General features: G+C 73.3%; 9 protein-coding genes. 7 read left to right on the top strand and 2 right to left on the bottom strand.

Going from position 1 to position 13,628, the window contains the following annotated elements; all coding sequences use genetic code 11:
• Nucleotides 1–25: 25 nt before the first annotated feature.
• From ABRQ22_RS20585 to ABRQ22_RS20575, 3 genes are all read left to right on the top strand, one after another.
• Entirely contained in the window at nucleotides 26–946 is a 921-nt protein-coding gene (locus ABRQ22_RS20585; protein ID WP_253051124.1) for an AEC family transporter, read from the top strand.
• Between the two features lie 64 nt (nucleotides 947–1,010).
• The gene (locus ABRQ22_RS20580) at nucleotides 1,011–1,670 is read left to right on the top strand and encodes a nucleoside triphosphate pyrophosphatase (RefSeq protein WP_353708017.1); all 660 of its coding nucleotides are present in this window, start codon (nucleotides 1,011–1,013) and stop codon (nucleotides 1,668–1,670) included.
• 207 nt (nucleotides 1,671–1,877) lie between these two features.
• Nucleotides 1,878–3,677: a biotin carboxylase N-terminal domain-containing protein gene (locus ABRQ22_RS20575; RefSeq protein ID WP_353708016.1), complete on the top strand. Its 1,800-nt coding sequence runs from the start codon at nucleotides 1,878–1,880 to the stop codon at nucleotides 3,675–3,677.
• Nucleotides 3,678–4,225: 548 nt separating this feature from the next.
• Here ABRQ22_RS20575 and ABRQ22_RS20570 read toward each other — a convergent pair.
• The gene (locus ABRQ22_RS20570; RefSeq protein ID WP_253051121.1) at nucleotides 4,226–5,539 is read right to left on the bottom strand and encodes an MFS transporter; all 1,314 of its coding nucleotides are present in this window, start codon (nucleotides 5,537–5,539) and stop codon (nucleotides 4,226–4,228) included.
• A gap of 58 nt (nucleotides 5,540–5,597) precedes the next feature.
• Complete coding sequence (locus ABRQ22_RS20565; RefSeq protein ID WP_353709595.1) at nucleotides 5,598–6,800, bottom strand: MFS transporter; 1,203 nt, start codon at nucleotides 6,798–6,800, stop codon at nucleotides 5,598–5,600.
• 151 nt (nucleotides 6,801–6,951) lie between these two features.
• Between ABRQ22_RS20565 and ABRQ22_RS20560 the strand changes: the two genes are divergently transcribed.
• From ABRQ22_RS20560 to ABRQ22_RS20545, 4 genes are all read left to right on the top strand, one after another.
• Entirely contained in the window at nucleotides 6,952–7,491 is a 540-nt protein-coding gene (locus ABRQ22_RS20560) for an NUDIX hydrolase (protein ID WP_353709594.1), read from the top strand.
• A 91-nt stretch (nucleotides 7,492–7,582) separates the two neighbouring features.
• Complete coding sequence (locus ABRQ22_RS20555; RefSeq protein ID WP_353708015.1) at nucleotides 7,583–8,314, top strand: ArsR family transcriptional regulator; 732 nt, start codon at nucleotides 7,583–7,585, stop codon at nucleotides 8,312–8,314.
• A gap of 121 nt (nucleotides 8,315–8,435) precedes the next feature.
• A complete protein-coding gene (locus ABRQ22_RS20550; protein WP_253051119.1) occupies nucleotides 8,436–9,782 on the top strand; it encodes an MFS transporter in 1,347 nt (448 codons plus the stop codon).
• 63 nt (nucleotides 9,783–9,845) lie between these two features.
• A complete protein-coding gene (locus ABRQ22_RS20545; protein ID WP_353708014.1) occupies nucleotides 9,846–13,598 on the top strand; it encodes a nitrate reductase subunit alpha in 3,753 nt (1,250 codons plus the stop codon).
• Nucleotides 13,599–13,628: the final 30 nt, after the last annotated feature.

Here is a 13,628-nt window from a genome sequence, read left to right as displayed (position 1 = left end):
CGGGCCCGCCCTGGGGAGCTGACGCGTGGGCGCCGTCCTCACCGGCTTCGCCATCATCGCCGTGGTCGTGGCGGCCGGGTACGTCACCGCGCGGCTCGGCATCGGGGGCCCCGACGCGAGGACCGCGCTCAACCGCATCGGGTTCTTCGTCGCGAGCCCCGCGCTGCTGTTCACCGTGCTCGCGCGGGCGGACGTCGGCGCGCTCTTCCAGGCCCCGCTCGCGGTCGCGGCGGTCTCCGCCGTCGTGACCGCGGGCGCGTTCGTGCTCGTCGACCGGCTGTGGCTGCGGCTCCCCGCCCCCGAGGCGACCATCGGGGCCGTGGGCTCCGGCTACGTGAACGCGAACAACATCGGCCTGCCCGTCGCGGTGTACGTGCTGGGCGACGCGACCGCCGTCGTGCCGGTGATCCTGCTCCAGCTCCTCGTGCTCGCACCCGTCGCGCTGCTCGTCCTCGACGCGACGACGAGCGGGCGCCTGTCCTGGCGCTTCGTCCTCGCCCAGCCCGTGCGCAACCCGATCATCCTCGGGTCGTTCGCGGGCGCCGTCGTCTCGGTGACCGGTTGGACCCCGCCCGTCGCGGTCATGGCTCCGCTCGAGATCCTCGGGGGTGCCGCCATCCCCATGATCCTGCTCGCGTTCGGCATGTCGTTGCACGGCACCAGGCCGCTGCGGCGCGGCGAGCCCCGCGCGGCCGTCGGGGTGGCGAGCGTCGCGAAGCTGCTCGTCATGCCCGTCGTCGCGTTCGTCGTCTCCCGGCACGTCCTCGGGCTCGACGACGCCGCGGTCGCCTCGGCCGTCACGCTCGCCGCGCTGCCCACCGCCCAGAACGTCTACAACTACGCGGCACGGTTCGGGCGGGGCGAGATCCTCGCGCGCGACACGATCCTCGTCACGACCCTCGGCTCGCCCGTCGTGCTGCTCGTCGCGGCGCTGCTGGTCGCGTAGGACCGCTCGGCGCGCGCCGTCCGGCTCGCCGGTCGCGCCGGTGCTCGACGGGTAGTCTGCGCGGGTGCTCCGACTCGTCCTCGCCTCCCGCTCCCCCGCCCGCCTCGCGACGCTGCGCGCGGCCGGCGTCGAACCCCTCGTGCGCGTCTCGGGGGTCGACGAGGACGCGGTCCTGCAGGCCGCCGCCGCGGAGCGCGGCGGGCTCGACCCCGTGGACGCGGTGCTCGTCCTCGCCCGCGCCAAGGCCGAGGAGATCGTGCGCACGCTCGCCGACGACGGGACCGGCGCGCCGGTCGACGACCCCGCGCTCCTCGTCGGGTGCGACTCGATGCTCGAGCTCGACGGCGAGGTGCTCGGCAAGCCCGTCGACGCCGACGACGCCCGTGCGCGCTGGCGCGCGATGCGCGGCCGGGCCGGCGTCCTGCACACCGGCCACTGGCTCGTCGACCTGCGTCCGCTGCCCGACGGCGGGACGGGCACCGCGACCGGGGCCACCAGCTCCACGACGGTGCACTTCGCCGACCTCACGGACGACGAGATCGACGCGTACGTCGCGACGGGCGAGCCCCTGCACGTCGCGGGCGCGTTCACGGTCGACGGCCTCGGCGGGCCCTACGTCGAGCGCATCGAGGGCGACCACCACGGCGTCGTCGGGATCAGCCTCCCGCTGCTGCGGACGCTGCTCGGCGAGGCCGGGGTCGCCTGGCACGAGCTGCGGTCCTGACCCGACGGGGCCGCCGTCCGTCGTCGGCGCTCGCCGTGGTGCCGTTGTGGGTGCCGGACAACCCCAGGCGCCGGGCGAGGCCCAGGGGCGCGCCGCTATGGAGGTTTCCTCCAACCACCCTCCGCGCGCCTTGGCTTCTTCTCCAATTTTGTCCGGTACCCGGCCCGGGAGCGTGAACGGCGCCCCGCGCACGCGTTACCGTGAGCCGTGCCCGCGAACCCCACCCGCCCCCTGAGCAAGGTCCTCGTCGCCAACCGTGGCGAGATCGCCGTCCGGATCGTCCGTGCCTGCGCCGATGCCGGCATCGCGTCCGTCGCGGTCTACGCCGACCCGGACCGGCAGGCCCTGCACGTGCACCTCGCCGACGAGGCGTTCGCGCTCGGCGGCGCCCGGGCGGCCGAGACCTACCTCGACATCGCGAAGCTGCTCGACGTCGCACGCCGCTCCGGCGCCGACGCGGTGCATCCCGGGTACGGCTTCCTCGCCGAGAACGCGGAGTTCGCCCAGGCCGTCCTCGACGCCGGCCTCGTCTGGATCGGGCCCCCGCCGGCCGCGATCGACGCTCTCGGTGACAAGGTGAGCGCACGCCACATCGCGCAGCGCGCCGGCGCTCCGCTGGTCCCCGGCACGCCCGACCCCGTCGCCGACGCGAGCGAGGTGCACGCCTTCGCCGCCGAGCACGGGCTGCCCATCGCGATCAAGGCGGCGTTCGGCGGCGGCGGGCGCGGCCTCAAGGTCGCCCGCACCGCGGACGAGATCGACGAGCTCTACGAGTCCGCGGTCCGCGAGGCCACGGCCGCGTTCGGGCGCGGCGAGTGCTTCGTCGAGCGCTACCTCGACACGCCCCGCCACGTCGAGACCCAGTGCCTCGCGGACGAGCACGGCACCGTCGTCGTCGTGTCCACGCGCGACTGCTCCCTCCAGCGCCGCCACCAGAAGCTCGTCGAGGAGGCCCCCGCGCCCTACCTCAGCGCCGCCCAGGAGGCCGAGCTCTACAAGGCGTCCGAGGCGATCCTGCGCGAGGCCGGCTACGTCGGCGCGGGCACGTGCGAGTTCCTCGTCGGGGCCGACGGCACCATCTCCTTCCTCGAGGTCAACACGCGCCTCCAGGTCGAGCACCCGGTGTCCGAGGAGGTCACCGGCATCGACCTCGTCCGCGAGCAGCTGCGCATCGCCGCGGGCGAGCCCCTCGGCTACACGTCGACGCAGGTGCGCGGCCACTCGATCGAGTTCCGCATCAACGGCGAGGACCCCGCCGCGAACTTCCTCCCCGCCCCCGGCCGCATCTCGCGCCTGCGCTTCCCGTCCGGGCCCGGCGTGCGCGTCGACTCCGGCGTCGTCGAGGGCGACACGATCTCCGGCGCGTTCGACTCCATGATCGCCAAGGTCATCGTCACCGGCGCCACGCGCGAGCAGGCTGTCCAGCGGGCCCGCCGCGCGCTGCGCGAGCTCGAGGTCGAGGGCATCCCCACGGTCGTGCCGTTCCACCGCGCCGTGCTCGACGCCGAGGCGTTCGTCCCCACGGACGACGCGCCGTTCCGTGTGCACACCCGCTGGATCGAGACCGAGTTCGCGGACCAGCTCGCCGCGCTCGCGCCCGCCCCGGCCGCCTCCACCGACGAGGACGACGAGCCCCTCGCGACCGAGCGCGTCGTCGTCGAGGTCGGCGGCAAGCGCCTGGAGGTCGTCCTCCCCGCCGGCCTCGGCATGGCCGCGGGCCGTGCCCGCACGGCGAACGCCGCGCGTCGGCCCGCGCGGCGGAGCACCGGCAAGGCCAACGGCGGCGCCTCCGGCACGACGCTCGCCTCCCCCATGCAGGGCACCATCGTCAAGGTCGCCGTCGCCGACGGCGCCCAGGTGGCCGAGGGCGACCTCGTCGTCGTGCTCGAGGCCATGAAGATGGAGCAGCCGCTCCTCGCCCACCGCGCCGGCACCGTCCGCTCGCTCTCCGCCACCGCCGGCGCGAGCGTGAGCTCCGGCACCGCCATCTGCGAGATCGTCGACTGACCCTCCGCGCCGCCGTCGGGCTCGGTGCACGACCCGCGTGCTCGCGGCGCCGGGCTGCGCCGGCTTCACGACCCGCGTGGTCGGGTTGGGTGGCCGGGGTGGATGGCGCGTTCGGGCTGCCGCGCCGTCGCCTGGGTCTGTCGGGTGGCACTTCTCGGAGCGCGGCTCTGACGCCCTTCACACCCCACCCACCCCGGCCCGGCTTCGGCCCACGTCGCGCAGCCCCTTGCCCGACGACCGTCGCGCCCGCCGCGCTGTCGGCGCACCACGCTCGTGGGTCATGCGACGAGCCCGCGCTCGCCCTGGCCGTTGGCCTTCCGGCCGCCCGGACCGAACGGGACCGCCGGACCGGGCCGAGGTTCGTGCGGTGACGGCCAGGACGAGCGGTGGGGTCGGACCGTGTGCGAAGGACGTCAGAGGCGCACTCCCAGAACTCCCGCCAGACAGACCAGGGTGACGGTGCGCCAGTCCGAGCACACGGTCCGACCCCACCGCGGACCCGACCCTGCGGGCCGTAGACCCGACCCCGACCCGCGACGAGGCGGGTGCTAGTCGTGCTGGGCCGCGGCACGGATCGCGCGGCGACCGGAGGGCAGGGCGACGGCGACGGTGATGACGAGGAACATGAGGATCCCGGAGACGACGAGGAGCGACTCCACGGTGAAGCGGTCGGCGAGCGGGCCGAACACGACCATGCCGAGCGGCATCGAGACGGCCATGACGATGCCGACGAAGCCGAAGACGCGGCCCTGGCGCTCGGGCTCGACGGTCTCCTGCAGGACGGTCATGGACGTCGTCGAGAACGGCGGCACGGAGAGGCCGAGCAGGAACATGAAGACGAAGAACACCCACATGTTCGTCGAGAGACCCATGGCGACGGACAGGACGCCGAACACGAACGTCGACCCGACGATCATGGCGATGCGGTTCTTGAGCCCGCCCCAGGTGGCGAGGAGCACGCCGCCGAGCAGCATGCCGACGGAGAACGCGACCTCGTTGACGGTGAGCTTCCAGACCTCCTCGCCGAAGGTCCGCGCGACCATGAGCGGGGTGAGGTACGACGGCGCGACGATGAGCAGGAACACGACGGCGTAGAGGCCGAGCACCCACCGGACGAACGGGTGCGAGCCGAGGTAGCGGAAGCCCTCGACGAGGTCGTCGAAGTACCCTGCTCGCTCGCCGGCGGCGGCGTGCGCGAGCGTCGGGACGGGCACGAGCAGGAGGAGGCCGATCCCGATCACGGCGGTGACGACGTCGACGAAGAACACGGAGACGATGGACGTGCTGGCGTAGACGGCCGCGGCGACCGCGGGGGCGAGGAGCATCATCGCGGACTGGATCGACTGGTTGATCCCGTTGACGCGCAGCAGCTTGCTGGTCGGGACGATCTGCGGGAGCAGGGCCGCGACCGCGGGGGTCTGGATCCCGGCGCCCGTGGAGCGGATCGCGAGCGCGGCGTAGATGAGCCAGAGGTCGTCCGCGCCGCCGAGCATGAGGAGCGCGAGCGCGAGGGTCGTCACGGCGATCGTGCCGTCGGCGGCGATGACGAGCGCCTTGCGGTTCACCCGGTCCGCCCACACGCCGCCGAAGATCGAGACGACCGCCTGCGGCAGGAACCCGAAGAGGGTGCTCAGCGCGAGCACGGCCCCGGACTTGGTCTCGATCGTCAGGTGCCACATCACGGCGTACTGGACGAGCATCGAGCCGAACAGGGAGACGGTCTGCCCGGAGAGGAAGATCGCGGTGTCCCGTCGCCACCGGGGCTTCGCGAGCGTGTCGTCGACCGGGGCGTCGTTCTCCACACCGTCGGAGAGGTCGTCGGCGGTGGGGGCGTCGGTGTTCTCGTACGGCGTATGGCTCACCCGCACATCCTGACGGCCGCCACCCACACGGTCCACGGAATTCGCCGTCGGCGGACGGTCAGTCGGCCACGGGGACCTCGCCCACGTGCGCGATGTGCCCGAGCTGGCGCCACACGAGCGCGAGCGTGACGCCCGCGCCGACGAACGCGAACCAGAACGGTGCGGTGATCCCCCACGCCTGGGCGAGGACGCCGCCCAGCGCCTGTCCGACGACGCTGCCGCCGAACACGCAGACCATGTAGACCGAGCCGACGCGTCCCTGGAACTCCGTGGGGACGGCACGCTGCCGGATCGTGTTGGACACGGTGCCCCACACGAACGCGTACGCACCGAAGACGACCATGATCGCGAGCGCGACCCAGCCGGTCGTGGTGAGGGCGAGCGCGAGGTGCATGAGGACCTCGAGCGAGAGGCACACGCGCATGAGGGTCGACAGGCGCACGTGCCGCTCGAGCCACCCGAACGACGCGATGCCCACGACGCCGCCGACGGCCGACGCCGTCGTGAGGAGCCCGAACCCGACCTCGCCCATGTCGAGGTGGTCGAGCGCGTACTTGACGAGGACGCCCCACGGCGCGGCCCAGGTCACGTTGAAGGCGAGGATGACGAGCGCGAGCGTCCGCACCGGGGCGTTCCCGAGGATCCACCGCACGCCCTCGGCGATGTCCTGGCGGAGGTGGGTCTGCGTCTCGCGCACACCGCCCGGTGTGGTCGCGATCCGCCCCACGAGCACGACGGCGAGCGCGACGCACACGACCTGGACGACGAACGGCCAGACCATCCCGAGCGCGAAGAGGAACGCGCCGACCGGCGGTCCCAGCAGCTGGTTGGCGGTGAGGAACCCGGCCTGGAGCCGGGCGTTGCCCGTGCCGAGGTCGCGCGGCTCGACGAGCATCGGGAGCAGGGTCTGGGACGCCGAGTCCGCGAACACCTCGGCGACGCCGTACAGAAACATCACGGCGAGGACGACGCCGATGCTCACGTGCCCGGTCGCGATGAGGACGCACAGCGCCACGACGACGACCGCACGCAGCGCGTTGGCCACCATGACGACGACGCGCCGGTCGAGGCGGTCGGCCAGCGCCCCGGCCCAGAGGCCGAACAGGAGCCAGGGCAGCCGCTGCAGCAGGGCGGCGAGCGCGACGAGGAACGCGGAGTCGGTCTGGGACGCGACGAGCAGCGGCCCCGCCGCCAGGGCGATGCCGTCGCCGACGTTGCTCGTCCACGACGACGACAGCAACCAGCGGAAGCCGGTGCCCATGCGTCGCGGTGCGACGACCTCTCCGATCCTGCTCACAAGCGGACCAGCGTACGCCGCGCGGTGGTCAACCCGGGCAACCTTTTTCCGGGGCGTCCGCGCTGGGATCCGGCGCCGCGCGGCGCGCCGGCCTGGCAGCATGGGCCCCGTGACCATCCCGACCGCGCCCCGCGATCCCGGCGACCCGCCCCCGCGGCTCCCTCGCCACCTGCAGCCGGGCGACGGCTGGGTGGAGTGCGAGTGCGGCCGTCGGCACTGGGGTCTCTTCGGCGCCGCCGGGCTCCTGCTCGGGCGGCGCGACCGCGCGGGCCGCCTGACCGACGTCGTCCTGCAGCATCGCGCGCCCTGGTCCGACCAGGGCGGGACGTGGGGAGTGCCGGGCGGCGCCGTCGGGCCGGACGAGACCCCGGCCCAGGGAGCCCTGCGCGAGGCCGAGGAGGAGGCGGGCATCGACCCCGCGCACGTGGACGTCGTGGGCGAGCGTGTGCTCGACCACGGTCCGTGGCGCTACACGACGGTCCTCGGGGAGATCGCGGACGGCGCGGAGGTCGACCCGCGCGCGACGGACGCGGAGAGCGTCGAGGTCCGCTGGGTCCCGGTCGACGACGTCGCGACCCTCGACCTGCTGCCCGCGTTCGCGGACGCGTGGCCGAGCCTGCGCGCGGCGCTCGACAAGGGGGCTCCCGAGGCCTGACGGCCTGCCCGCGCGGGACCTTCGTCACCGATCGGTGGTGGACCCGCCTCGCGGCCGGTCCGCCGGCGTCGGTCCGGGGCACGATGGCGTCGTGCCCGAGGACACGTCGACCACGTACCGCGCTCTCGCGTCGTCGAGCCGGCTGACGCTGCTGCACGCGCTCCAGGAACGCGGCCCGATGACGGTCGCCGACCTCTCGCGCGAGGCGGAGCTGTGTCCGAGCGCGACGCGCGAGCACCTCCAACGGCTCGCGGACGCGGGGTTCGTGCGCAGCGCCCCCGAGGTGCGCACGACGCGTGGACGCCCGCGCATCCTCTACGAGGCGATCGCGGGCGAGGACCCGCCGCGGGACGACGGCGCGGCGCGGCGCCTCGGCGAGTCGCTCGTCCGGGCCGCACTGACCCGCACGGTGCTCGGTCACGGCGACGCCGCCCAGGGCGCCGCGCACGACGACGCCGCGCACGGCACGCGCGACGTCCTCGCCGGGACCGCGCGCGTGGCGGGCCGGCGGCTCGTCGACGTGCTCCGTTCCTCGGGCCGCGACGCGCCCGAGCCCACGCCGGAGAACCAGCTCGCCGCGCTCGACGACCACCTGCACCAGCTCGGGCTCGACCCCGAGCTCGAGGAGGAGCGGTTGCGGTTCCATCTCTACCGGTGCCCGTTCCTCGCGCTCGCGGCGGACCGCGAGGACGTGGTCTGCGCCGTCCACCTCGGCCTCGTGCAGGGCGTGCTCGCGGGCGTCGGCGGGCCCGTCCGCGCGGAGGCGCTGCTGCCCTTCGTCGAGCCGCACCACTGCGTGCTGCAGCTCTCGCGCGCGAGCTGATTATTCACGGTCCGCGGCCCGCCGCGGCTCCCGTCCGCCGGGTCATGCTGACGGCGCACCGGGTACGGACCCGGCGTCACGACGTCGGTGTGGTCGTGACCTGCGACGACGGGAGGACGACATGACCGCCCCTGCCACCACCAGGCCGCCCTCGCTGCTGCGGGCGGTGCGCACGCCGTCGAGCGTGGACCTGTCGACGTGGGACCCCGAGGACGAGTCGCGCTGGGACCGCCGGTTCGCGTGGCGCACGCTGTGGATCACGACGTACAACCTCACGCTCGCGTTCTGCGCGTGGTACCTCGTGAGCGCGGTCGCGCCCCGGCTCAACGACGTCGGCTTCGACCTCACGACGGCACAGCTCTACTGGCTCACGGCCGTCCCCGGCCTCGCCGGCGGGCTGTTCCGCATGGTCTACATGTTCCTCCCGCCCGTCGTCGGCACGCGCACGCTCGTGGGCGGCACGGCGACGCTCGTCCTCCTGCCGATGCTCGGCTGGACCTTCGCCGTGCGCGACGCGAGCACGCCGTACGCGGTGCTCATGCTGCTCGCGGTCGCGGCGGGGATCGGCGGCGGCGCGTTCTCCGGGTTCATGCCCTCGACGAGCTACTTCTTCCCCCGGCGCATGGCGGGGACGGCGCTGGGGCTGCAGGCCGGGATCGGCAACTTCGGCGTGAGCCTCATCCAGTTCCTCACGCCGTGGGTCGTCGGCTTCGGCCTCCTCGGCACGGCGGCCCTCACGCCGCAGCAGACGGCGACGGGCAGCCATCTCTGGCTGCACAACGCAGGCCTCGTCCTCGTGCCGTGGACCGTGCTCGGCGCGGTGCTCGCCGCCCTGTACCTGCGCCGGGTCCCGGTGAGCGCGAACTTCCGCGAGCAGCTCGACATCTTCGGCAACAAGCACACGTGGATCATGACGGCGATCTACCTCATGACCTTCGGCGCGTTCAGCGGGTTCGCGGCCCAGCTCGGGCTGCTCATCGTCGCGGAGTACGGCGGGTTCGAGAACGCGCCCGACCCGCTGCGCTACGCGTTCCTCGGCCCGCTGCTCGGCTCGGCCGCGCGCGCCGGGTTCGGGCCGCTGTGCGACCGGTTCGGCGGTGCGGTCTGGACCCTCGTCGCCGGGATCGGCATGACGGTCTCGACGGTGTTCTCGCTGTTCTTCCTCGACCCGCACGACGTCGGGCAGTTCGGCTGGTTCCTCGCGGGGATGCTCGCGGTGTTCACCTTCGCCGGGATCGGCAACGCAGGGACGTTCAAGCAGATGCCGATGATCTTCCCGCGCCGCCAGGCGGGCGGGGTGATCGGCTGGACCGCCTCGATCGCCGCGTTCGGCCCGTTCCTCGTCGGCATCGGGCTCTCGCTCGTCCCCGCGCGGTCGTTCTTCGTCGGGTGCGCCGTGTTCTTCGCCCTGTGCACGTGGCTCACGTGGCACTACTACGCCCGGCCGGGCGCCCCGAACCCCTCCTGACCCCGACCGGGAACGCCGGCGACGCGTCCGCCGTCCCCGCCCCAGAGAACCCGAGGAGCTGTCGTGCCCCCACTCGACGAGCGCACCCCCCGTGACCCGGCCGACGCCCTGCTGCGCCTGGGCAGCCGCCTGCGGCGCGGGCAGGTGTCCGACGACCTGCGGCAGGTGTTCCTGACCGGCGGGCGCCAGGGCGACGTGTTCTACCGCGACCGCTGGTCCCACGACAAGGTCGTGCGCTCCACCCACGGCGTGAACTGCACCGGGTCCTGCTCCTGGAAGGTCTACGTCAAGGACGGCATCATCACCTGGGAGACCCAGCAGACCGACTACCCCTCCGTCGGCCCCGACTCCCCCGAGTACGAACCCCGCGGCTGCCCCCGCGGCGCCGCGTTCTCCTGGTACACCTACTCCCCCACCCGCGTGCGCTACCCCTACGTCCGCGGCACCCTGCTCGACCTGTACCGGCGGGCGAAGGACGAGGTGGGCGGCGACCCCGTGCTCGCGTGGGAGAAGGTCACGTCCGACCCGGAGTCGGCCCGCGCCTACAAGTCGGCGCGCGGCAAGGGCGGGCTCGTGCGCGCCACCTGGGACGAGACCGCCGAGATCGTCGCCGCCGCCCACGTCCACACCATCAAGACCTACGGACCCGACCGCGTCGCCGGGTTCTCCCCCATCCCCGCGATGTCGATGGTGTCGCACGGGGTGGGTTCGCGGTTCGTGCAGCTCCTGGGCGGGAGCATGCTGTCGTTCTACGACTGGTACGCCGACCTGCCCGTCGCGTCCCCGCAGGTGTTCGGCGACCAGACCGACGTCCCGGAGTCCGCCGACTGGTGGAACTCCACCTACTGCATCATGTGGGGCTCCAACGTCCCGGTCACGCGCACCCCGGACGCCCACTTCATGGCGGAGGCTCGGTACCGGGGCCAGAAGGTCGTGACCGTGTCGCCCGACTACGCGGACAACACCAAGTTCGCGGACGAGTGGCTCGCTCCACATCCCGGCACCGACGGCGCCCTCGCCCAGGCCATGGGCCACGTCATCCTCACCGAGTTCCACGTGCGCGACCGCGCTCCCCGGTTCCTCGACTACATGGCGCGATTCACCGACGCTCCGTACCTCGTGACGCTCGACCGGCGCGGAGACGCGTACGTGCCCGGGCGCTTCCTCACGGCGGACCGGCTCGCGGGCACACCCGCCGCCGACCAGGCCGGCGCCACGAACGCCGGTTCCAAGACGGTGATCCTGTCCCGCGCGGGCGACGTCGTCGTCCCCAACGGGTCGCTCGGCCACCGCTACGGCGACCCCGGTCGCTGGAACCTCGACCTCGAGGGCGTCGAGCCCGCGCTGTCGGTCGCGGACCTGTCGGGCGGCGCGTCGGGCGAGCCGGTCGCCGTCGACCTCCCGCGCTTCGACCTCGCTCCCGAGGAGGGCGCGGAGCACCAGGGCGGCGCGGGCGCCGTCCGGCGCGGCGTGCCGACGCACCGCGTGGGCGAGCACCTGGTGACGACGGTCTACGACCTGCTGCTCGCGCAGTACGGCGTGGACCGCCCCGACCTCGACCTGCCGGGCACGTGGCCGACGGGGTACGACGACCCGGCGACCCCGGGCACCCCGGCGTGGCAGGAGGAGATCACCGGCGTCCCCGCGGCCGCCGCGGCGCGCATCGGGCGGGAGTTCGCGCAGAACGCGCTCGACTCGGGCGGCCGCTCGATGATCATCATGGGCGCGGGCACCAACCACTGGTTCCACTCCGACACGATCTACCGCACGTTCCTCGCGCTCGTGACGATGACCGGCTGCCAGGGCGTGAACGGCGGCGGCTGGGCGCACTACGTGGGGCAGGAGAAGGTCCGCCCGATCACGGGGTTCCAGCAGTACGCCAACGCGGCGGACTGGGCCCGTCCTCCGCGCCTCATGATCAGCACGGCCTTCTGGTACCTCGCGACGGACCAGTGGCGCTACGACGGCCTGCCCGCGGACGCGCTCGCGTCCCCGCTCGCCACCGGGAAGCTCGCAGGCCGCACGACGGCGGACACGCTGGTGGAGTCCGTCCGTCGCGGCTGGACGCCCAGCTACCCGACGTTCGACCGCAACCCGCTCGACCTGGTGGACGAGGCCGAGGCGGCGGGCAAGGACCCGGTGCGCCACGTCGTCGACCAGCTCTCCTCGGGCGAGCTGGACTACGCGTGCGCGGACCCCGACGACCCGGCGAACTTCCCGCGCGTTCTCACCGTCTGGCGCGCGAACCTGCTGGGGTCGTCGGGCAAGGGCAACGAGTACTTCCTCAAGCACCTGCTCGGGACCGACGCCGCGGTGCGCGCACCGGAGTCGGGGCCGGACCGGCGGCCGCGGGACATCGCGTGGCACGACGAGGCGCCGCAGGGGAAGCTCGACCTGCTCGTCACGGCCGACTTCCGGATGACGTCGACGACGCTGTTCTCGGACGTCGTGCTCCCGGCGGCCACCTGGTACGAGAAGCACGACCTGTCCTCGACGGACATGCACCCGTTCGTGCACTCGTTCAACCCGGCGATCAGCCCGCCGTGGCAGACGCGCACCGACTTCGACATCTTCCACACGCTCGCCCGGCACGTCTCCGAGCTGTCGGAGACCCACCTGGGCGTGCGCAAGGACGTCGTCGCCGTCCCGCTCGCGCACGACACCCCGGACGCCATGGCGACGCCGCACGGCGAGGTCCTGCCCCAGGACGAGCTCGTGCCCGGGGTCACGATGGCGAGGCTCGTCGTCGTCGAGCGGGACTACCCCGCCCTCGCGGCGCGGCTCGCCGCCCTCGGTCCGCTCACGCAGACGGTGGGCATGGTCACCAAGGGCGTCACGTTCGACCCGACGCCGGAGGTCGAGCGGCTCGCCGTCGCGAACGGCGTCGTCGCCGACGGCCCGGCGGCGGGGCGCCCGCGCCTGGACCGCGACACGCACGTCTGCGAGATGATCCTCGCGCTGTCGGGGACGACGAACGGCCGGCTCGCGGTGCAGGGGTTCGAGGACCTGGAGCGGCGCACCGGGCAGCGTCTGGCCGACCTCGCGCGGGACGAGCAGGGCAAGAGGATCACCTTCCCGGACGTGCAGTCGCGCCCGACGGCGGTCATCACCTCTCCCGAGTGGTCCGGGTCGGAGCACGGCGGGCGGCGCTACAGCGCCTTCGTCATCAACGTGGAGCGGCTCAAGCCGTGGCACACGCTCACGGGCCGCCAGCACTTCTTCCTCGACCACGACTGGATGGCAGAGCTCGGCGAGCAGCTCCCGGTCTACCGGCCGCCGCTGGACATGCACCGCCTGTTCGGCGACTCGCGGGTCGGCGACACGTCCCCCACAGGTGCGCAGGGGTCAGAGGGCTACGCGGAGGTCGCGGTGCGGTACCTCACGCCGCACTCGAAGTGGTCGATCCACTCCGAGTACCAGGACAACCTCTTCATGCTCTCGCTCTCGCGCGGCGGCCCCACGATCTGGATGAGCCCGCAGGACGCGGAGAAGATCGGCGTCGCGGACAACGAGTGGATCGAGTCCTACAACCGCAACGGCGTCGTGGTCGCGCGGGCCGTCGTCTCGCACCGCATGCCCGAGGGCACGGTCTTCATGTACCACGCGAAGGACCGGACCGTGGACGTGCCGCGGTCGGAGACGTCCGGCCTGCGCGGGGGCATCCACAACTCCCTGACCCGCGTGCTGCTCAAGCCCACCCACCTCATCGGCGGCTACGCACAGCTCTCGTACGGCTTCAACTACATCGGCCCGACGGGCAACCAGCGTGACGAGGTCACGGTGATCCGGCGACGGAGTCAGGAGGTGACCTACTGATGTCTGGAACGGCGACACGCATCGGCACGG

Source organism: Cellulosimicrobium sp. ES-005 (genome assembly GCF_040448685.1).
GTDB lineage: Bacteria > Actinomycetota > Actinomycetes > Actinomycetales > Cellulomonadaceae > Cellulosimicrobium > Cellulosimicrobium cellulans_G.
This window is presented reverse-complemented; position numbering and strand designations above follow the sequence as displayed.